The 21,548-nt window shown below is 36.5% G+C and carries 22 protein-coding genes and 1 pseudogene; 10 read left to right on the top strand and 13 right to left on the bottom strand.

Annotated elements, in window-relative coordinates:
* Positions 1-13: 13 nt before the first annotated feature.
* Positions 14-916 (bottom strand): fumarylacetoacetate hydrolase family protein, encoded by a 903-nt coding sequence (locus tag EGX95_RS04635; protein WP_000945297.1) that lies wholly within the window; start codon positions 914-916, stop codon positions 14-16.
* Positions 917-1,159: 243 nt separating this feature from the next.
* Between EGX95_RS04635 and EGX95_RS04630 the strand changes: the two are divergent.
* The 7 genes and pseudogenes from EGX95_RS04630 to gerPF all read left to right on the top strand — a co-directional run.
* Positions 1,160-1,333 (top strand): annotated as a pseudogene (locus tag EGX95_RS04630) (aspartyl-phosphate phosphatase Spo0E family protein); the annotation flags it as partial.
* Between the two features lie 104 nt (positions 1,334-1,437).
* A complete protein-coding gene (gerPA, locus tag EGX95_RS04625; RefSeq protein ID WP_001111188.1) occupies positions 1,438-1,659 on the top strand; it encodes a spore germination protein GerPA in 222 nt (73 codons plus the stop codon).
* Between the two features lie 14 nt (positions 1,660-1,673).
* Positions 1,674-1,880 (top strand): spore germination protein GerPB, encoded by a 207-nt coding sequence (gerPB, locus tag EGX95_RS04620; protein ID WP_001012508.1) that lies wholly within the window; start codon positions 1,674-1,676, stop codon positions 1,878-1,880.
* 67 nt (positions 1,881-1,947) lie between these two features.
* Complete coding sequence (gerPC, locus tag EGX95_RS04615) at positions 1,948-2,562, top strand: spore germination protein GerPC (RefSeq protein ID WP_001070747.1); 615 nt, start codon at positions 1,948-1,950, stop codon at positions 2,560-2,562.
* Between the two features lie 6 nt (positions 2,563-2,568).
* Positions 2,569-2,763 carry a spore germination protein GerPD gene (gerPD, locus tag EGX95_RS04610; protein ID WP_001052802.1) on the top strand — a complete coding sequence of 65 codons (195 nt, stop codon included), beginning with the start codon at positions 2,569-2,571 and terminating at the stop codon, positions 2,761-2,763.
* Positions 2,764-2,778: 15 nt separating this feature from the next.
* Positions 2,779-3,165, top strand: coding sequence for a spore germination protein GerPE (locus EGX95_RS04605; protein ID WP_000902314.1), 387 nt, complete (start codon positions 2,779-2,781; stop codon positions 3,163-3,165).
* Between the two features lie 42 nt (positions 3,166-3,207).
* A complete protein-coding gene (gene gerPF, locus EGX95_RS04600) occupies positions 3,208-3,423 on the top strand; it encodes a spore germination protein GerPF (protein ID WP_001141566.1) in 216 nt (71 codons plus the stop codon).
* A gap of 32 nt (positions 3,424-3,455) precedes the next feature.
* Here gerPF and EGX95_RS04595 read toward each other — a convergent pair whose 3' ends face one another.
* The 7 genes from EGX95_RS04595 to EGX95_RS04565 all read right to left on the bottom strand — a co-directional run bounded on the left by EGX95_RS04595 (position 3,456) and on the right by EGX95_RS04565 (position 14,020).
* Positions 3,456-3,743 (bottom strand): RNA polymerase alpha subunit C-terminal domain-containing protein, encoded by a 288-nt coding sequence (locus EGX95_RS04595; RefSeq protein WP_000255716.1) that lies wholly within the window; start codon positions 3,741-3,743, stop codon positions 3,456-3,458.
* Between the two features lie 12 nt (positions 3,744-3,755).
* Positions 3,756-7,481, bottom strand: a complete 3,726-nt coding sequence (gene addA, locus EGX95_RS04590) for a helicase-exonuclease AddAB subunit AddA (protein WP_000572275.1) — start codon at positions 7,479-7,481, stop codon at positions 3,756-3,758.
* Positions 7,478-10,993: a helicase-exonuclease AddAB subunit AddB gene (addB, locus tag EGX95_RS04585; protein WP_000058550.1), complete on the bottom strand. Its 3,516-nt coding sequence runs from the start codon at positions 10,991-10,993 to the stop codon at positions 7,478-7,480. The genes addA and addB overlap by 4 nt, the downstream gene beginning before the upstream one ends.
* A 116-nt stretch (positions 10,994-11,109) precedes the next feature.
* The gene (gene lepB / locus EGX95_RS04580; protein WP_000751900.1) at positions 11,110-11,673 is read right to left on the bottom strand and encodes a signal peptidase I; all 564 of its coding nucleotides are present in this window, start codon (positions 11,671-11,673) and stop codon (positions 11,110-11,112) included.
* A 56-nt stretch (positions 11,674-11,729) separates the two neighbouring features.
* Positions 11,730-12,323: a TVP38/TMEM64 family protein gene (locus EGX95_RS04575; protein ID WP_000347516.1), complete on the bottom strand. Its 594-nt coding sequence runs from the start codon at positions 12,321-12,323 to the stop codon at positions 11,730-11,732.
* A gap of 306 nt (positions 12,324-12,629) precedes the next feature.
* The gene (locus EGX95_RS04570) at positions 12,630-13,226 is read right to left on the bottom strand and encodes a DUF4306 domain-containing protein (protein ID WP_002027215.1); all 597 of its coding nucleotides are present in this window, start codon (positions 13,224-13,226) and stop codon (positions 12,630-12,632) included.
* Positions 13,227-13,438: 212 nt separating this feature from the next.
* Positions 13,439-14,020, bottom strand: coding sequence for a competence protein ComK (locus EGX95_RS04565; RefSeq protein WP_000444431.1), 582 nt, complete (start codon positions 14,018-14,020; stop codon positions 13,439-13,441).
* A 284-nt stretch (positions 14,021-14,304) separates the two neighbouring features.
* On the opposite strand from EGX95_RS04565, the gene EGX95_RS04560 reads away from it, so the two are divergent.
* Both EGX95_RS04560 and EGX95_RS04555 read left to right on the top strand, forming a co-directional pair.
* The gene (locus tag EGX95_RS04560; protein ID WP_000659564.1) at positions 14,305-14,490 is read left to right on the top strand and encodes a hypothetical protein; all 186 of its coding nucleotides are present in this window, start codon (positions 14,305-14,307) and stop codon (positions 14,488-14,490) included.
* Positions 14,491-14,797: 307 nt separating this feature from the next.
* Positions 14,798-15,001 (top strand): hypothetical protein, encoded by a 204-nt coding sequence (locus EGX95_RS04555; protein WP_000412679.1) that lies wholly within the window; start codon positions 14,798-14,800, stop codon positions 14,999-15,001.
* A gap of 199 nt (positions 15,002-15,200) precedes the next feature.
* Here EGX95_RS04555 and cspA read toward each other — a convergent pair whose 3' ends face one another.
* Positions 15,201-15,404 carry an RNA chaperone/antiterminator CspA gene (cspA, locus tag EGX95_RS04550; RefSeq protein ID WP_000301518.1) on the bottom strand — a complete coding sequence of 68 codons (204 nt, stop codon included), beginning with the start codon at positions 15,402-15,404 and terminating at the stop codon, positions 15,201-15,203.
* 352 nt (positions 15,405-15,756) lie between these two features.
* On the opposite strand from cspA, the gene EGX95_RS04545 reads away from it, so the two are divergent.
* Positions 15,757-16,548 carry a phosphotransferase gene (locus EGX95_RS04545; RefSeq protein WP_000074040.1) on the top strand — a complete coding sequence of 264 codons (792 nt, stop codon included), beginning with the start codon at positions 15,757-15,759 and terminating at the stop codon, positions 16,546-16,548.
* Positions 16,549-16,731: 183 nt separating this feature from the next.
* On the opposite strand, the gene aceA is transcribed toward EGX95_RS04545, so the two are convergent.
* The 4 genes from aceA to EGX95_RS04520 form a co-directional block, all read right to left on the bottom strand.
* Positions 16,732-18,009 carry an isocitrate lyase gene (gene aceA, locus EGX95_RS04535; RefSeq protein ID WP_000787352.1) on the bottom strand — a complete coding sequence of 426 codons (1,278 nt, stop codon included), beginning with the start codon at positions 18,007-18,009 and terminating at the stop codon, positions 16,732-16,734.
* Between the two features lie 23 nt (positions 18,010-18,032).
* Positions 18,033-19,622 (bottom strand): malate synthase A, encoded by a 1,590-nt coding sequence (gene aceB / locus EGX95_RS04530; protein WP_000107304.1) that lies wholly within the window; start codon positions 19,620-19,622, stop codon positions 18,033-18,035.
* Between the two features lie 189 nt (positions 19,623-19,811).
* Positions 19,812-20,471 carry an S-layer homology domain-containing protein gene (locus EGX95_RS04525; protein ID WP_000726288.1) on the bottom strand — a complete coding sequence of 220 codons (660 nt, stop codon included), beginning with the start codon at positions 20,469-20,471 and terminating at the stop codon, positions 19,812-19,814.
* 339 nt (positions 20,472-20,810) lie between these two features.
* Positions 20,811-21,470, bottom strand: a complete 660-nt coding sequence (locus EGX95_RS04520) for an S-layer homology domain-containing protein (protein ID WP_000739939.1) — start codon at positions 21,468-21,470, stop codon at positions 20,811-20,813.
* Between the last annotated feature and the right edge of the window lie 78 nt (positions 21,471-21,548).

The following is a 21,548-nucleotide window of genomic DNA, read 5'->3' as shown; positions in this document are numbered from 1 at the left end:
ATAGCTCTTTTCTTCACTTCACTACATTTCGCAAAGTACCAATTCCTTCTACTGTAATAACTACTTCATCACCGGCATGCAAAAACTTCGGTGGTGTGAAACCTTTTCCAACACCAGCCGGGGTTCCTGTTGCAATAATATCTCCTGGTTCTAATGTCATTCCTTTACTTATCGTTGAAATGATTTCTTCTATTGAAAAAATCATTTTATTTGTATTTGAAGTTTGTCTTACTTCTCCATTTACTACCGTTTCAATGTGTAATGCATTTGGCGCACTAACCATCGATTTATGAATTAAATACGGTCCCATCGGACAAAATGTATCGAAACTTTTTCCAAGAAAAAATTGCTTATGCTTCCTTTGAATGTCGCGAGCAGTTATATCATTTATAATGGTATAACCAAAAACATGCTCAAGCGCTTTTTCTTTTTTTATTTGTTTCCCTCGCTTACCAATGACGATAGCTAGTTCCCCTTCATAGTCTAATTCATTTGTTGCGTGGGGATGACTATTAATTTTTTCATCCATTCCAATCACTGTCGTTGGTGCTTTCGTAAAGATCATTATATTTTCTGGAATTGACTCTACGCCGCCCATTTCCATCGCATGCTCACGATAATTTTTTCCAACGCAAAGAATATTCTTTCTTGGCCTTGGAATTGGTGCTAATATTTTCACCTCAGTTAACGGGTAATACGCCGTTCCTTCATTTTCCTTCGCCCAATTGACAATTTCACACATTTTTTCAACACATTCGGTTCCTCTTTCAATACATTCTAACATTGTAATAGGGATTGTAACCTTTTCTCCCTTTTGCCTTTGCGCTTCTCTTAAGTGCAATACCTTTTCTTCTTCTTCATCCACAATACCTACAAATACCTTTTCTTCTTTTTTCGCCGTTACCAAACGCAACATTTCCACTCTCCATCCTAAAACTCATACCTTTTAATTGTATTCGCATCTGTAAGAAAAAAACCTTCTCATACACGCTAATTTTTACAATATTCTTCTCATATCCGATTCGTTACTCCTTTATCATTTGGCATAAAATGTAGAAATTTTACTTTTTTTAGCGAATGCATTTCTTTTTTATGTTTTTTTGTATAATATGTACTACATATATACTAAAAATTTCATTTAGAGATGGAGCCGATTTCAATGTTTGAGCAAGCGATTGAAAAAAAACGTGAAAAAATGATTTATTTTGCTGAACGCTACGGAATGACTTCTCAAAAAACAGTGGATTGTAGCCAAGAACTGGACAGGCTCTTAAATGCAATTTGGCATGTACATACGGATTTTCACCCTAATCAAACACTCGACACACACACACACAATAACGTGTGTGTTTCTTTTATTTCAAAAAAACACACATTTTATTAAAAACGCCCATACAATAGTAGAAAAGAAAATTTTAAAAACGAAAGGTGTTTTGTATGCCAGCTATGGTCGGACATATTCGTATCGTTAATATTGGATCAAGTGGTATTTTTCATATTGGAGATGTATTTGCGATTAGGCCTATTAGTTATTCACGCGCTTTCGCTGGGGCCGGCTCTTTTAATGTTGGAGATAACGTTTCTGTCTACAATTATCAAAGCGCAACGACTGTTAATGATTCAGATGTTGTTGATCAAGCGATAATTGGTTCAACTTAAAGGGGGCGATTGTATTGAATTTTTATGTAAACCAAAGCATCATCATTAACAGTATTAAAATTGATAGCATTACAACCTCTTCTGTATTCCAAATTGGTACTGCCGGAAGTATTAAAGCCCTATCTAAATTCTCAAATACTGGCGGATTTACAGAACCCCTTCGCCCATTACAGGCAAAAGGACAAATTATTTCTATCAAACCATCAACTAGTTCTTCTTAAGACATCCTTGTCATAAATATATAGTAGGAATATATTTACCCTCCCTATTGAAAAGGAGGTTTCACAAATGAATCAAGATATATATACTTACTTACACCAACTTCAACAAGCTCTTCAAGCACAACAAGCGACCATTCTTAACTTAGAAGATCAAGTTCGTCAATTACAAGAAGAGCTTAATGAATTAAAAAGTCGCCCCTCCTCTTCTATAGGAAAAGTGGAATATAAATTCGATCAATTAAAAGTAGAAAATTTAAATGGCACTTTAAATATTGGATTAAATCCATTTTCAACAAAAGGACAACAAATTGAGGATTTTCAAGTTGACACGGAAACTTTGAAGGTCAATCCTGAAACTGACACAAATCCAGACTTTTACCAAGGTATCCTTCAGGAAATGCATCGTTACTTAGATGAAGAAGCATATAATCGAATTCTCCATTTTGAACAAGAAGAGAGAACGCCACTCGATGAAATGTATCGACAAATGATGGTTGACGACATAAAGAAACAGATGGAGCATAGACTTCCTTATTATTTATCACAAGCACAATCACATGAAGGGATTTCAACAGATCCAGATTATTTACGAGATATCATTATTCAAGCTATGAAACATGATATCGACAAGGCCTTCCTTTCGTTTATTCAACACATACCGGGCAATTTCCGAAAGGAGTAAGTATGTATGAACCTTAACGTTGTAAACCGCGAGTTCAAAGTCGGACAGATTAAAATGAACGGTGTATCGTCGTCCGCACTCTTTTTAATTGGGGATGCAAATTTCCTCATTCTATCTTCTATTCTTGATACGCCGTTTGAAACTGTTACAGAGGGTCCATTTGTGCCATTAGTAACAGATGTCCCTCCTACTCCAGGTTAAGGAGACTGATAGATTATGTTACATCATGTGTCTGCTGTCCAAAATGTTTCTATTGTTTCGTTAGGAATTGCTGCCGTATTTCAAGTTGGAGATGCCAATCAAATGGAATTAAAAAGTCGAGCTCTTGCCGTCCACCGGGAATTCCCTTGTTATATAAAAGACGAAGGCCGCTTAGATGCATTTGAAATCTTTACAGATGAATACATCACAATCCCAAAACGAACGACAGATGTAAAATTAAACATTATAAATGAATGTCCTTTTATTGAAGTGAATAACGTTGAATTGCGCACACTTTTAAACTCTGGTGGATTTCAAATTGGAAATGTTGATTATGTTTTTAATAACTCTCGTATTATGCAAATTCGCCAATATATTACGGATGAACCTTCCGCACAATAATTCATATAGTAATTAAAAAGCTTAGTAAAGTAGGTGGATGGTATGCCTTCTGTTGTTGGAAATCTCGTCGTGCAAAACAGTAATGGTTCTTTCAATTTAGGGGATTTTTATAACGTGTCTCCGAAAGAAAATACGAAAGCTTATAATGGATCCGGAGCTTCCAATGTTGGATTTGTCGTGAATACTTTTAACGGTGTTAGTGCAACAAATACGTTTGATTCTGATGTGGCGGATCAAGACCAGATTGGAACAGCGTAAAAAAAGTAGGAGAATATCTCCTACTTTTTCTTTTATTTAAATGATAACCCGCTTTCCTCCAAAGCCTTTCTAAGCTTTGGCAAAGATGCTGGTCCCATACCATGTAGCTTTAAAATTTCTTTCTCGCTATACTTTGAGAGTTCTTCTACAGTATGAATTCCATGATGCTCTAGCGCCCTTCTTGCTGGCGCTGAAAGAAGGGAAAGAAACCCTTCTTTTGGCGTTCTCTCTTTCTCACAGGTTGGGCAAGTGGGACAATCGTTACTTTTATAGTACTCATGTCCTTTTTCACACGTTCTTAACGTTTTTTCCGTTACCATTTGCAAGCCCCTCTATTCCTCAACTTTTATAACATGATTACCATCAAAGAAGTATAAACATTTCTCTTTCACAGGATGTTGTAAGCTTTTCTCAAGTGCCTTTGCATATAACGAAAGCTGGACTTTATATCGCTCTTCTAAAATTGGTTTCGCTTGATCAAATCCACCTGGGAACTTCCCTTCAATCGTATCCGTTTTAAAGTCGATTAAAGTAATACCATCTTCCTCTTCAATCATGCAGTCAATAACCCCTTGGACAAGAATGGATTCCCCGCTCTGCCCTTGCCAATCTTGATACGCTTCTTCTGCTGCAAGCATCATCGTAAATGGTACTTCACGCTCAACACTTTTCGCCGCTAATACCCTTTTACCTAGGTCACTATCAAAGAATGAAATTACTTTTTCAATCGCAATTTCTTCCGCCTGCTCGAATGTTAATAATTCTTTATTTACCATTCCAGCAATTTGCTCCCGAATCACTTCTTCTGTAATCGGCTTCTTCAAATCAACATGCTGCATAACGGCATGTACTGCTGTTCCGCGCTCTGCATATGTTAATCCCTTTTTCTCCATAAAACGAGGACGTGTCCTAATTGGTGCACGTAATTTTTTAATAAAGGCATTATCGCTACCTTCTTCAGATTGATAATTTCTCTTTATTTCTGTAACAGATTGCTTCGCACGATGAGATGTCGCTTCCTCATATCCGTACTTCCACATTAATCTATCGTACACCTCTTCTTTCCGTTCACTCTCTAATGGAACGGCCTTTTTCTCACGAAGTGCTTCTAACAATTCTTGTTTTTCTTCTTGAACCGGTTCTGGCGCGAGTAACGTGTTACCGTCAACAACTTCTACTTTCCAGCTAGTGTCATACCCATAAATTTCATCTGGAACACTTCCTTGTCCTAATTCAAGAAGTATTTCACTATCACGGTGTCTATATAATGAAGGTGCAATCCAGTCTAAGTAGCAAGACGCTCCGGCACGTATATGATCTGGTAATAACCATTCACTATGCTCTCTCGCATCCAGCCATTTTTCCATTTCCTTAGTTGCATCCTTAACTGTTCCAATTAAAATTAACTTCTCTTTTGCACGTGTTAACGCTACGTATAAGACGCGCATTTCTTCCGCAATTAATTCCATTTTCATTTTACGCTTAATTGCAAGTTGTGATAATGTCGTATATTTAATTCGTTTACGAGGATCGATAAATTGCGAACCAAAACCGAAGTCTTTATGCAGTAAGAAACGCTTCATTAAGTCTTGTGTATTAAAGCGACGACCAAGTCCAGCGACAAATACGACTGGAAACTCAAGTCCTTTACTTTTATGAATTGTCATAATGCGAACGACATCTTCTTGTTCACCTAAAGCTCTCGCCGTACCCATATCATCACCGCGTTCTAAAATACGCTCAATAAAGCGTAAGAAGCGGAATAGTCCTCTAAACGATGTTGCTTCATATTGTCTTGCGCGGTCATATAGTACACGCAAGTTTGCTTGCCTTTGCTTTCCAGCTGGTAAACCACCGACAAAGTCATAATAACCTGTCTCACCGTACACTTTCCAAATTAAATCAGAAAGAGACTGTTGGCGCGCAAATTCACGCCATCCTTGTAATAAGTTATAGAACCACTCTAATTTATCATGTAGTTCTTTTTCTTCTTCAAGCGGTGCCCCTTTTAAGAATGAGCTCATTACTTCATAAAACGATCCTTTCTTCCCATGAGCACGAAGCGTTGCAAGTTCTTCATCATTTAATCCAACGATTGGGGAACGAAGTACTGCTGCAAGCGGAATATCTTGCATCGGATTATCAATAACGCGGAATACGTTCATCATAATATTTACTTCTGTCGCTTCAAAGTAACCAGTCGCAAGATCAGCGTATACTGGAATTCCTTGCAATTTTAACTCTTCCATAATTTGCGGTGCCCACGGCATGGAGCGAAGTAAAATAACGAAGTCGCGGTATTGTACAGGGCGCATACTATCCGTTTTACGATCATACACTTCATAACCTGAATCAACCATCGCTTTAATGCGCTGCGCCATAAGACGTGCTTCAAGCTGTGCTTTTTCTACTTCCGCACCTTCTTCACCGTCTATTACTTCTTCTTCTGTTTGCTGAATGCACAATAGTTCAGCTGCTACATCTTCACCTTCTGGATAACTAGCACCTAGCTTTAATTCAGCGTCAGCATCGTAATCAATTTCCCCAACTTCTTCGCCCATAATTTGTTTGAAGATAAAGTTTGTACCCGCTAACACTTCATGACGACTACGGAAGTTTTTCGCTAAGTCAATTTTCATTCCGCCGCCTAACCCTTCTTGCGTGAAGCGTTTATACTTTCCTAAGAATAATCCTGGTTCTGCTAGTCGGAAACGATAAATCGACTGCTTCACGTCACCAACCATAAACAAGTTTCCTTCACTCTCAGAATCTTTCGTTACGAATTTAATAATCGATTCTTGTACGAAGTTCGTATCTTGATATTCATCGACTAATACTTCAGCAAATTTATTACGATATTGAAGTGCTACAGCTGATGGCTTCATTTCACCTTCTTCACTTTGTTCGCTTAAAATTTGTAAACAGAAATGCTCTAAATCTGTGAAATCGACCATTCCTTTATCTCGCTTCATCGCTTGGAAACGCTCTGTAAATACTTTTACAAGCTGTACGAGTTTTTCTAATACAGGATGCATATCTTGAAAATCTCGTAAGAAACTTTCAGGTTTGCGACTAAATAGCTCTTCTTGTAATTTCTTTACTTCATCTTTCGCTTTATTACGAAGAGAGTCTACTTGTTTCACAACATCCTCGTTATAATCGCTTTTCTTAATACGCTTTAACGTTTGCCACGATACGTTTTGCATCGCTTCATATACGCTTGTCCATGACTCACGAGCAGCTGATGATAACGTTCCAAGTAAAGCTAAATCTGCTTGCAGGGTTTCAACGCGAGGCGCTGGACCGTCAGGAAGCATTGCGAGTTCCGTTGCTTTCCGAATATGCTGTTCCGCTGTTTCAAGCTGGAATTTCACATCTTCTAATAAGTAAGAGGCGTACACTAAATCTTCAATTGTCTTTCCTTCGACGTCATATGCTTCTACTAATTTATCGAGCCATTTTTCCGGATTTGGATGCGCTCTTGATTCTGTATGAAGCGCTAAAATCATACGTTGTAAATCATCGTCACTACGGTCACTCGTATAACGATCAACGAGTTCAAAGAATATCGTATTATCTTCTATCCCATACTCTTCTTCTAATATGTCATCTAGCACTTCTTCTTTTAACAATTCATTTTCGGTTTGATTCGCAATGCGGAAACGAGGATCAACATCAAGCATGTAATAATATCCTCTAATGACTTGTAAACAAAATGAATGGATCGTTGAAATGGAAGCTTTATTTAATAAGCTCAGCTGCTTTCGGATGTGCTGAGAGCCAGGCTCATCAATTAATACTTTTTCTAACGCTTCCCCAATTCTGTTTTTCATCTCTTGCGCCGCTGCATTCGTAAATGTTACAACGAGCAGGCGGTCGACATCGACTGGGTTTTCTTCATTAATAATCTTTTTAATAATACGTTCAACTAATACTGCTGTTTTCCCTGATCCTGCTGCTGCCGCGACTAAAATATCACGTCCGTTCGCTACAACCGCTTTCCACTGGTCATCTGTCCACTGACTACCTTCTGGTTTTTTAGGCCAATTTTCTATCATTCTCCGCCAACCTCCTCTCTAATTTTCTCCATCGCTTCGCTATCTTTCATATCTTTTAGCGTACGGAATTGGTTATCTTCAAGTGATTCATCAAACTGACAAACAGATTTGAAGTTACAGAACGTACATGCCGCTTTATTCCCCTTTTTGTAAGGAGCAATATCAATAACGCCTTCTGTAATGTCTTTCCCGATATTTTCAAACGTATGGTGTACGTATTTTTGCAGGACGTTAAACTCTTGTTCACTGGCAATACTTGAACGCGCACTAAAACTACCGTCTTTTTTCAGACCAGCAGAAATAATATCAGAACTTCCTGTTGAAAGTTTGTTATCCATTAAACGAACAACGTCAGCATCTCCTAGTACGAGACCTTTCATTTTGAATTTCTTTAAAATTTCCTTTTCAATTTCTGCTTCAGATGCGTCACCTTTTACCTCCACAATTGGGTTATGAATGTGGAAATACAATACACCAGCTGGTGATGCCGTGCCGCCTTTTTTCATCCACGTATGCGCATTTGAAGTAACAACATCTAAATACGTTAACATTTGAAGTGCTAATCCGTAATACACTTCCGTTAAGTCTAACGCTTTTGAGCTTGATTTATAGTCAATAATACGTAGGAATGTTCCGTTTTCATCTTCTGCCTTATCAACACGGTCAATACGTCCAACTACTTCCATCTTCACACCATTAGGTAACGAGAATTCCATTGGCGGAAGTGATCCTGTACCGCCCATACCAAATGGCACTTCTAGATCAACTGGTACGAAACCGCTAGACTTCGCATGTTCACGAAGAATGATTGACGTACGGAAAATGATTTGTTGTAGTTTTTGTTTTAAATAGAAGTGACGGTTTGAACTTAATAAAATTTGTCTTTGTAATAACGGTGCAATCTCTTCTATTACTACAGCAGAAAGATGCTCACACTCTTTTATTGATAAATCCGCCCAAGTACGGTTTTCACGTAATAGCCTATCTGCAATTCTCTTCAGCGCTGCATGGAAGAGCTCTCCGATATCTGGCGCATCAAGTTTGAAAATATCACGCTCTCTTAATGATAAACCGTGCTGCGCAAAATGAGCGTACGCACAACGGTTAAATAATTCCATACGAGAAACGCTTCCTTTTATTTTATCTCCGTATAAATCTCTACTTACAGCTGTACTTAGCTTTTGCGCACGATTTCGGTAGAATAAGCTTGATAATACGCGGCTACTTTTTTGCTTCCATTCATCTGAAGTAACGTAGAAATTATATACATCCCACCAAAAGTCTAAGTTGCCTTCAAATCCATATCGCTTCCACGTTTGAAGTTGCTGCATAACATATGACAACGTTACTTCTGGTGTTGCTACATATGAAATTTGTTCCGAACGTGATAAATCATTTACGTCGTTCGTAATAAATGTATCTTTCACATCAGGGAACATTCTTTTTATTTTCTTAATAAAGCTAGAAGCAAGTAACGTCTTTCCTTCCTCATCTGCAAGCGGGCATGAAATGTATAATTTCTCAGTTGCTCTCGTTACCATTTGGTACATAACAAACTGTTCTTCTAATAAAGTTTGTCTCGTCGTTGGTGCGAGTTCAATACCTGCAGCGCTAAGAACATCTCTTTCTTCATCAGAAAGCATACCTTCATCCATCGGTGCTGCTGGAATCACACCTTCATTCACTCCAATGACGAATGTTGCTTTCACATTTGATAATCTAGAACGATCAATATTCGCAATTAACACTTGGTCTAATGACGGCGGAATGTTTGCGAATTGAAGCGCCTCAAGACCTGTCGACATAACGTCTGTGAACATAGAAAGTGACATTTTTTCTTCGCCAAGCATCTCAACGAACGTATCAAGAAGACTCATTACTTCTTCCCATACTTGTTCATGATCTGTCGCAAATAAGAAATCTCCGCTCTCTTCTGCACGAATACGTAATGCTTCTAATTTTTTCGGAACGTCAAGCTCTTCTAAAAATAAGTAAACAGCTTCGCACATTTGCATAACCGTTCCCGCACGCTTCAGTCTTTTTTGCATACGAATAACAGGCGTTCTTACAACGCCACGCAATCGATTTATTTTCTCTTCCATTTCACGTTCACTGTCTGTAATCATCCCGTCCGTATCGTCAAGAGAACGATAGCGGCGATACATCCACGGATCTTCAGAAGTCCATCTTTTCCCTTGTACACCGTACGCTAAACAGTAGTTTTCAAACTCATCCATCTCTTCGCGCATCGTTTCTTTTCTTACGTCTAATGGATATAAAAGCTCTGTTTTCACGCAGCGAAATACTGCATCATAACGCCAATTCCCGCTAATAATCTCGAGTGCAGAACGAATACATTCTACTAACGGATGGTGTGACATCGGGCGTTTTTCATCGATGAAGTGCGGGATATTATAATCTGTAAATAGAGTCCGCATTACATCGTAATAACTTTCCCCGTTACGAAGAAGAACCGCAATATCCCGGTAACGATAGTTTTCATCTGCCACAAGTCTACGAATTTCACGAGCAACGCCTTCTACTTCAGCTCGTAAATTCGCGGCTGTATGAATCGTTACACTTGCTTCCCCGTTAAATTTCTCATTCGGACGCGCTTCATAATGAGCTTCTAAATGCGCTAATGCTGGAGAATGAAAACGCGGTTGTTCCATAAGCGGAATCGTTTTTTCAATTTCTATTTTCTCTTCACGCGCTACTTGTTTTATTTTTTCATACGTTAACGTCGTTTCATAAAATAAATCTAGTTCATTTACTGGCTGCGCTAACGTTTTTTCATCTATCGTTAATGTAATTGTCACTCTCGCACCGCAAATCATAAGCTGTCTTACAATTTCTAGTTCTTGCGGTGAAAATGAATGGAAGCCATCTATATAAATTTCAGCTCCCTTTACATATTCAGACTGCGGAAGCTTTTCCACTAGCAATTGCAGATAGTCTTCTGAATCTAAGTACTTTCCGATTAAAGCACGTTCAAAATCATCATATAATAACTGTAAATCATACACTTTATTCGCTAATAGCTTTTGTTCAGCACTGCTACTATGTGCATCTAATTGTTGCCACATTTCATATACGTTTGATGGCGTCACGTTATATCGTTTAAACTCCGCAATCATACTGCCAAGATGTTCAAAGAAACCATTTTGCTCCGCTGCTTTTTGGAATACCGATAATCCATCTTTACGAGACTCTACAATTTTACGAAGTAACATATGTACGCCCGCTTCATCAATGTGAAGACGACTCGCTCCGCCAACTTCTTGCAATACTTTCCACGCTAATCGTGAAAAACTAAAAACTTGTGCCCGAATAGAACCTCTAACATCTTCACTACCAATTAACGCCTGCTGCGTTTGGAATGTCATCTGTTCTGGCACAAGATATAATATTGTTTCCCCTCTTGGGCGCTGTTTTAACTCTTCTTGCACTTCGTGTAAACAAAGTGTACTTTTTCCACTTCCCGCTCTACCAATCACAAATCGAAGTGACATGTAACCCCACCTTTCACTTACATAACGAACGTTAGTTTGCTACTATAATTGTATTATAGGACACGAAAAAAGACAAACGGAGTAGTTTGTCTTTTTCTATACTTCTACCTATTATATCAACCTTTTGAAAAATTCGTTTGCACCTCTTGAATTGGCCAATATCGTAAATCAACTTTACCGACAACTGTATCAGCTTTTACAAAACCAAAATGTCTACTATCCCAGCTCCCGAGGCGGTTATCACCTACTACAAAAATATATCCAGGCGGCACCGTTTTTTCCTTCGTTAACTCTTCTAGCGTAAAGTCACCTGTTAGTTGTCGTCCATTTATCTCTTTCTTATATTTCTCTAGATAAGGTTCATCTACGAATTGTCCGTTTATATATAGTTTATCATGCTTATATTCAATATGATCCCCAGGTAAACCGATAATTCGTTTTACGTAGTCCTCTTTTTTATTCGCATGAAACACAACAACATCAAACCTATTCAAGTCCCCCACTTGATAACTCACCTTATTTACAACGAGCATATTGCCATCTTGCAATGTCGGCATCATTGATTTCCCCTCTACAACGTACGTTGAAAAGAAAAACGTTCGAAAAAATACAGCTAATAATACACCAATTAAAATTGTTCGTATCCACTCTATGCCTTCTTTTTTCAAAGTTTTCTTCATCCGCTTCTCCCCTTATCCTTTAATAATGAAGCTTTCCTTTACAAAGAAGACTATTCTTAATGTAGTTCTAACTTTACTTCGATTTTCTTACCGACATACCATAAAATAAAAATACCAATTGCTACAATGACTGATTTCACCGGATTATGAATAAATGACATTAAATCATGACCGATATACGTTAAAATAAAAATCATCACAAGCTTTCCGAACGCGAGCGCAAGGCCAAACTGTTTTACACTAATGCGAGATAGACCAGCAACAACATTTATAAGCGCAGATGGTGTAAACGGAAAACAAAATATGACGAAAATCGGTGCGAACCCTTTCCTTTCAATCCACCCCATTGCCTTTCGTACTTTCTCATGCTTATTTACAAAAGAAAAGAAACGACTTCGGCCAAAATGGCGGATTATGAAAAAGACAAGTAAGGCACCCATTACTGATCCAAGCCAAGAATAAAGAAAACCGAGCCAAAATCCAAATGCAACAGCATTCGCCAGTACAAATACGATAAGTGGCAATGCTGGAATTAGCGCCTCTATCATCGGTAACCCAATACCAAGAAGTGGTCCGAACGCTTTATAGCTTTCAACGATATGATCCATATTTTCTGGTGAAAAATACTCTTTGATTGTCTGAAAATCCATTCTACACTTTACCCCTTTACTCTAAGTACTACCTCTACTGTATCATTGCCTATATGAAAGAGGAAATGGTAGATACGACATATGGAGATGTAATTATTAAGTTTCCATATCTTTCATGAGAATTCCTTCATTATTATGCTATGATAATCTATCAATATTCGACAGGACGTGAAGTTATTTTAAATAACATGCGCCGATTATAGCTTAATGGTTATATTTTATGAGAAAGAAGAAAATGCAAAAAGTAATAATTAGTCTTTTTCATATAGGTAGCGACGGATGATTATTTTACCTTCAAACAATCCTCTAATGGCTAGTTCTTACAAGCAATTTTTTTAGCAAGCGTACACTGTCAATCACGATAAGTATTAACATATGTAAGAAAGATAGTATTAATAATGTACTCCGAATAGGTATCATTCGAAATTTGTATAAAAATTTATCAATCATATATATATCTTCTTCATTCGTTATAGTTGCAGGAGTGAAGATAAGATAATCTTTCCAGTTATCTATCCACGTTAAATTAACTGCGGAAAATTCCATCGTTCCTAACCACAAATAAAGAAAAATTGGTATAAGAATCATATATTGCAGGCTATGTAATATCTTTCTTTTCTTCTTACATTCAATAATTTGAAAGACAATAAGTGTCAGTACATACACGATTGACAGAAAACATACTATAGTGACAAACGGTTGAATTGAAAAAGCAAATAGCAATTTATCAATTTCACTAATTTGACTATAATCTGTCGTATTTTGAGGTGTGAAAACAAAATATCGTTTATCAGCGACTATCATCAACTGACTACCAGTGAAACTAGTAAACACAAATGTAAGAAAAAATATAGGCAAAGCAAGAATATATTGCGCCCAAAATAACAGGTTCCTTTTCAACATACCATCTCCTTTTTATACAGAATGAAAAAATATACTGTATGTTCACACTATAGTAAATATGTATAATTTTTCCATTATATTGTAATTATATATTATCTTGAACCCTTCGAGAACAAAAGTTTTTACATTCTCTCATTTTGTTTATAAATCTTACAACGTAAACTGTATATATAATGAAATCAAAAAGGATGAGTCACCTCATCCTTTTCCTCTCACACATCCTCTTCTCTAACAACATACACTCTCTCATAAGCTGGTCTTAATGTTGATTCATCCCTTTGATCAACCTCTTTAAAGCAAGGATTCCCTTGTTTTTTCCTACGATCTTCATACTCCGTTCGCAATTTCGCAGTACGATTTTGTTGATTTTCAAAACTAGTTTTCGATATCTCTAACTTCACAGCAAAACCATTTATAAATCGGATAATAAGGTTTCCATCTTTTAATTCTTTATTGCTTTCAATATAAAAATGAGATAACCACGCGCACTCTTTTCTAGAATACGAATAGGTAGGGAAAAAATAAAGTTGATCGGTCGGACTAATTGCAATTGGTGCTTTATGTGTAATGTGAGTTAACTCTTTCGTTCCTTCTTTTCTGCCTAAGAAACTAGAACCATGCTTGCGACAACTTCTTTCTATAATATCTAGAGGTTTTTGAAATACGAAAAAAGAGTCTTGCACTTCAACAACTCGCGTAACAATTTTCTTTTCACTGAGAATTACAGGAAGTAAGGCCATTGTATTTTTATTTACAACATAGTTTTCGACGTAGCGTTCTACTTTACTTTCCATATTCCACTATCTCCTTTTTTCTATTTATATTAGCAGCTGCATGTATAATTTTAGCATCTATGAAAAGGAAATGGCTTACAGATTCCGCTTTTTTACAATACTTTATTATTTGTCAAATACCTTTTAAATTATAAAATAAAAATATATTATTTTTATAATAATAAACCTATACAAAATCTATTTATACTACCTATAAATATTTACAACTACTTCCTCATTTCGCATCATTAAGACAATTAACTTTGCTATAATTAAAATAAAAATCCAATATATGGAGGTCCACTATGAAAGAAAAAGAAATGCAACCAACGATTCACATGAAAAATAGCAGCATTGTGATCGTGAACAACCCAGCTAGCATTATATTCGCTTTATTTTTCATTCTATTATTTTTTGCAAAGCCTTTTCGTAAATCGAAATGCTCTGAATGTAAGAAAAGCGCGAAGAAAAAAGTTGAAAAAGAAGAGTAAAAGGCTTTCTATTTTGGAAAGCCTTTTACTCTTCTTCATATTCATATTTTCTTCCGAGTGTCCCTGTATCCCCTTTATTTTCTAATATTATTACATATAAAAAATTATCCACTACGTTAAAAAGTACTTGTACGTGTTACCCATTTTCATTAAGAACTTCACCTTTATAAATCACTAGCAACTTTTTAACTCGTTAAATCTGCAATATAAGTTTTGTATATAATTCCACTTCAAAACACAAAATATGTAAGTGATTATTTATGATTACATTCGTTTTTTATCTAATTCCAAAAAGGAGCTGTATAATATGGAGAAAAAAAGTCTATTAAGCCAACAGATTAATAGCGTCCCATCAGATGCTCTGAATACCCCTAGTAAGGAGCAAGAACAAATGTTAGAAACATCATCTCAAGACGAACAAAATTCTAACAACAATACTAACAAAAAAGATGTTACTCAAGGTCTATCTGGAAAAGATTTCCCTATTTCAACAGAGAATACAAATTTATAGTTATTTACTATCATACGCAGCAAATGCTCTTGCTGAACTAATTCTTCTACAGAAACTAATACGCATTCCAGATAATTTTTCACCCGTTGTAACATAGAAAAAGAGATTTAGATATAAAAACAGGCTCTGGGAAAACTTTCTCCACAACCTAAAAAAAGGATGGCATTAGCCATCCTTTTTTCCATCATCAACTATAAAATTATAGTTTGATTACGTTTTTAGCTTGAGGTCCACGGTTACCATCTTCGATTTCGAAGCTAACTTTTTGACCTTCTTCTAGAGATTTGAAACCGTCAGTTTCGATTGCAGAGAAATGTACGAATACGTCGTTTTCGCCTGGAACTTCGATGAAACCGAAGCCTTTTTCGTTGTTAAACCATTTTACTTGTCCTGTTACTGCCATAATTATTTCCTCCTAAGAAAATACATTTTTTTAAATTTTTAGTTTTCCTATCTAAAAAAAGAATCCACACATTATCAAATACGAAACATAAACTAGTTCTCACATACTTTTTCTCGTTCGTTTTCAGCACTTGATAATATATGGATTGCTTAATTTAACTATTCAACTGACATTATCATAGCACATTAAAATAAAATGTACAATCTTTTTTGAAAATAACTGACAAATTAAATCACGTATGCAATTATCAATATCTTATTTGAATAAAAATAAACAAATCTTTCGAATGCCACTATATTCCTTTTTCTACGTGTTAAAATGTAATCTGACAGTACTTACTGGAGGGGATGAAATGTCAAACTACACAAACGAAGAAAAGCTTACAGGGGGAAACGTCTCAAACGTATATCGTTCTAAAAATACTGTTCGGCGAGAATTGAAGCCAGACAGTGTAAAAATTCATAAGTTATTACAGCATTTAGAAAACAAAAGTTTTCATTACGCACCAAAGTTTTTAGGTATAGATGAGAAAAATAGAGAGATTTTATCTTTTATTGAAGGAGAGGCTGGGAATTATCCTTTAAAAGAATATATGCGATCTAATGATGTGTTAAAAGAAATAGCAAAGATGCTTCGCCTTTATCATGATGCTGTAAGTGACTTTCCGTTATTAGATGATTGGAAACCTATGGACCATACCCCAAATAATATTGAGGTTTTATGCCACAATGATTTTGCTATATATAACATTATATTTAATAACGAGAAGCCAGTAGGAATTATTGATTTCGATGTTGCTGCCCCTGGACCAAGAAGTTGGGATATCGCTTATACACTGTATACTTGTGTGCCTTTAAGTAGAGTGTATTATACGGAATCAGGCGAGACAATTCATTATGAATCGGCACAACATGCTGGCCGTATGAAAGAAAGAATAAAATTATTCGTCCAGTCCTACGGTAAAAGTATGGATGAAGATTACTTAGGTATGGTACTACTACGTCTAGAAGCATTATGTACATATATGAAAAGTAAAGCAAACGAAGGCGACATCAATTTCCAAAGAATGATTGACGAAGGACATTTAGAACATTATGAAAAAGATATGAAGTTTATTCGTGATCATGGAGCTGAGTGGATTTGATCATATTGTCTTTTTTTGTCGGTAAGTCGATATCCTTTGTCGAATCGTCGATATATTTGAAAAATCGTTGATATATTTTAAGTTATGATAGATATATCGAAAAAATCGTCGATATATTTTTATTTACTCTCGAATCGTGCGAAAAATAATAAGGGGCACCCTTCAAAAAGGGGCCCCTTCCTTTTATTTCGTAAACTGTGCTTCTTCTGTAGATCCTTTTAATGCTGTCGTTGATGAAGTACCACCTGTAATCACCTGTGCTACTTCATCAAAGTAACCTGTTCCTACTTCTCGTTGATGGCGAGTTGCAGAGTAGCCGTGTTTTTCTGCTGCGAATTCTGCTTGTTGTAGTTCAGAGTACGCTGCCATGCCGCGCTCTTTATAGCCGCGTGCTAATTCGAACATGCCGTAGTTTAATGAGTGGAATCCAGCAAGTGTTACGAACTGGAACTTATAACCGTAAGATGCGATTTCTTTTTGGAAGCTCGCAATTGTTTTCTCATCTAGTTTTTGTTTCCAGTTAAATGAAGGTGAACAGTTGTATGCAAGCAATTTCCCTGGATGCTCTTTATGAATTGCGTCCGCAAATCGTTTTGCATCTTCTAAATTTGGTTCAGATGTTTCACACCAAACGAGGTCTGCATAAGGAGCGTATGCTAAACCACGTGCAATCGCTTGGTCAAGACCTGCTTTCGTACGGTAAAATCCTTCTGGTGTTCTTTCTCCTGTAATAAACGCTTTATCAACAGGATCGATATCGCTCGTAATTAAATCTGCTGCATCCGCATCTGTTCTTGCAACGATAATTGTCGGTACTCCCATTACGTCTGCCGCAAGGCGTGCCGAAATTAAATTGCGCACCGCTGTTTGCGTTGGTAGTAATACTTTTCCGCCCAAATGACCGCATTTTTTCTCTGAAGATAATTGATCTTCAAAGTGCACACCTGATGCACCCGCTTCAATCATACCTTTCATCAGTTCAAATACGTTTAATTGTCCGCCAAATCCAGCTTCTGCATCTGCTACAATCGGTACGAAATAATCTGTATCACCGCTTCCTTCCATATGCTGAATTTGATCCGCACGTTGAAGTGTTTGATTAATTCGTTTTACTACAGCAGGTACACTGTTCGCTGGATATAAACTTTGGTCTGGATACATATGGCCAGAAAGGTTCGCATCTGCTGCTACTTGCCATCCACTTAAATAAATTGCTTTTAACCCAGCTTTTACTTGCTGCATCGCTTGGTTTCCTGTTAATGCGCCAAGTGCATGAATGTAATCTTCCGTATGAAGCGATGCCCAAAGCTTTTCAGCACCGCGGCGCGCTAACGTATGTTCAATATCAATTGACCCGCGCAGGCGAATTACATCTTCTGCCGAATATGGACGTGTAATCCCTTTCCAACGCGTATCTAGTTCCCAGCTCTCTTGTAATTTCTCGATTCTTTCGTTTTTCATTTGTTCCATCCCCTTTTCACTTTTTATAAAATTTCATAACCCGGTAATGTTAAAAATGGTACGAATTCATCATTCCGAACGAGATTTGTAAACAACGTTGTCGCCTCTTGGAATCTCCCTTTCTTAAAGGCTTCTTTACCAATCTCTCTTTCTATTTTTGCTAACTCTTCTTCTTTTAGCTCTTCCATTAATTCAAGTGTAATATTACGGCCATCATTTAATTTTCCACCTTCATGGCGAATCCATTGCCATACTTGTGCCCTAGAAATTTCCGCTGTTGCTGCATCTTCCATTAAGTTATAAATTGGTGCTGCTCCTCGGCCGCTTAACCAAGATGCAATATATTGAATACCTACGCTAATATTCAGACGAAGACCCTCTTCTGTAATCGTTCCCACTGGTACTTCTAATAAATCCTTTTCTGTAACATGTATTTCTTCACGTTTTCTAAAAATTTGATTCGGCGTTTTCATAATGTGATTAAATACTTCCATCGCGACTGGTACAAGTCCCGGGTGGGCAACCCAAGTCCCGTCATGACCGTCTAAAGCTTCGCGCTCCTTATCCGCACGAACTTTTTCAAAAGCTGCTTCATTTGCTTCTGGATTGTTTTTAATTGGAATTTGTGCTGCCATTCCTCCAATAGCTGGTGCATTACGACGGTGACATGTTTGAATGACTTTCAAAGAATACGCGCGCATAAATGGCGCCGTCATCGTGACTTGCGCTCTATCTGGAAGTAAAAATTGATTATGATTACGGAAACCCTTTAGAAAACTAAAAATATAATCCCATCTTCCGCAATTTAATCCAGCAGAATGATCTTTAAGCTCATACAAAATTTCATCCATTTCAAACGAAGCATGTATCGTTTCCAGTAACACCGTGGCTTTGATCGTTCCGTTTGGAATACCGATATATTTTTGAGCAAATACGAAAACATCATTCCATAACCTTGCTTCTAAATGGCTTTCCATTTTCGGTAAGTAAAAGTATGGACCGCTTCCTTTTGCTAAAAGAGCTTTCGCATTATGGAAAAAATAAAGTCCAAAATCTACTAAGCTACCAGACATATTCTTTCCGTCAACTTGCATATGTTTTTCTTCTAAATGCCATCCTCTTGGACGCACAATTAATACTGCTGTTTTACTATTTAAATGATATTCTTTTCCGTTTTCATTTTTATGTGAAATCGTTCCCTTTACTGCATCTCGTAAGTTTATTTGACCTTCAATCGCATTTTCCCAAGTTGGTGAATTCGAATCTTCAAAATCCGCCATAAAAAGATGTGCTCCTGAATTTAAAGCGTTAATAACCATCTTTCTATCTACCGGGCCAGTAATCTCTACGCGGCGATCCTCTAAATCTTTTGGCAATTTAGCAATTGTCCAATCAGCTTCACGTATGTGCTTCGTTTCTTCTAAAAACTTCGGAAACTCCCCTGCATCAATTCTCTTTTGTTTCTCCGCACGCTTTTGTAAAAGTTCTATGCGGCGCTCATTGAAATTTCCATGTAGTTCCTTCAAAAAACTAAGCGCCTCAGGTGTCAATATTTCGTTGTACGCTGGCAACATTTCTCCGGGCAATGTAACCCGTGAAGTTTGCGTCGACATATTAGCATCCCCTTCTTAAACTGTTTTATAACAGATTTGATTTTATGTTTTATATTATATAACAAATCTTCAGAAAAGGAAGTTTTTTTTGAAAATTTAATTGTTTTTTTGTAAAACTGTATTCTTCCACCGGTATTACACATAAAAAAGAAGCTGGTGTTATACAACACCAGCTTCTTTTTCTATTATTTATTCAAAAATTGTTTTAAATAAGAATTGCGCATATTGTTCACGTGTTACTTTCATGTTTGGAGCAAAGTTACCCTTTCCATCTCCTACCGAAATACCATTTGAACCTACTGCATTAATCGCATTTTCTGCCCAATGTCCTTTTGGTACATCTTTAAATCCTTTTGTTTCTTTTACTTCTAACTCATATGCTACTGTAAGCACTTGTGCCATTTCTGCACGTGTTAATGTATCTTTCGGTCTAAAGTTTCCAGTTCCATCACCATTAAAGATACCTAATTCTGTTAATACTAAAATTTCTTCTAAGAACATTGTTGATCTTTCATTAATATCTTTGTATGGATTTTCAAGAATATCGCCTTCCTCGAATACTTCACTGAAATCCATTGTGCGATAAATTAAAGCGGCTACTTGTTCACGTGTTACGTTATGTCCAAAACCGAACACACCATTTCCATAACCAAGCATAATTTCTTGTTCTGCTAAAGTTTGAATTGCTTCATAAGACCAATGTCCTGCTGGTACATCTTTAAAGAATGCCTGACTTGCTTGTTGTGGCTTTGCAGCTAATTCAGCTTTTGCTGTTGTCCCTTCAGCACTAAATGCCACTCCACCCATAATTGTTAAAGCTGTTGCTACTTTTAAAAACTTTTTCTTCAAAGTATTCTCTCCCTAAAAACATATTTTTTTCTAATATAAAGAATTAATGGAAGCGTAACAATATAATTTTCATGTGATTTTTGTCTAATTTATGAACTATATTTCACATACTTTTATTTACACGTTATTAACAATAAAGTTACTAAACCGTATATTTAAACAATAAAAAGTTACTTTATTCAAACTCTTCTTATCCACTAAAATCGAAAAACTAAATTACGAATAGAAAATCGATATAATTACAAATAATTTTAAATAAGAAAAAAGCGTGGAATTCCCGCGCTTTTTTCTCGATATATATTATATTGATATAACTTAAACATCCTTATATTTTAACTTTCATTCATAATCTTCATCTTTTACTGGAAAATAAAAAACAGCTCTATTTAAAAACGTTGCATATTGCTCACGTGTTACAACTTTATTCGGTTCAAATTTCCCATTTCCTGTTCCTACTATGACATGATTAGACTGTAGTGCACTAATCGCATTTTTTGCCCAATGATTATTTGGTACATCTTTAAATGTATGGTTCTTCTTCACCTCAAATGTAAATGCATTCGTAAGAATTTGTGCCATTTCTGCGCGTGTTACTGGTGCAGTTGGTCTAAAGTTTCCTTTTTCATCACCTTTAAAAATACCATGCTCTGTTAATACTAAAATTTCATCTAAAAACATTGTTGCTCTCTCAGAAATATCTTTGTATGGATTTTTTAAAGGACCTTCCCTTTTCAAATTCAATGTACGATACAGCACTGCTGCTACTTGTTCTCTTGTTACATTATCACCTACACCAAACTTACCATTTCCATACCCTAACATTACTTTATTGTATACTACATCCATTATATCGTCATATGCCCAGTAGTTTACTGGAACATCATCAAACACAATCATTTCTGGATATTCTTCTGCTTTTACGTTGGGAACATTCGTACTTACAAACAAACCACCCATAATAGTTACCGTTGCCATTATACGTAACATGTTCTTCTTCATTGTCCTCTCCCCTTTACCTCCATTTGAAAAAACGGAAAATAATAGACTGAAATCCTTTCCAATATTACATATGTTGCC

It is taken from the genome of Bacillus sp. FDAARGOS_527 (assembly GCF_003812125.1).
GTDB lineage: Bacteria > Bacillota > Bacilli > Bacillales > Bacillaceae_G > Bacillus_A > Bacillus_A paranthracis.
The sequence above is the reverse complement of the archived record's forward strand: the minus strand, read 5'-3'. Positions and strand labels throughout refer to the sequence as shown.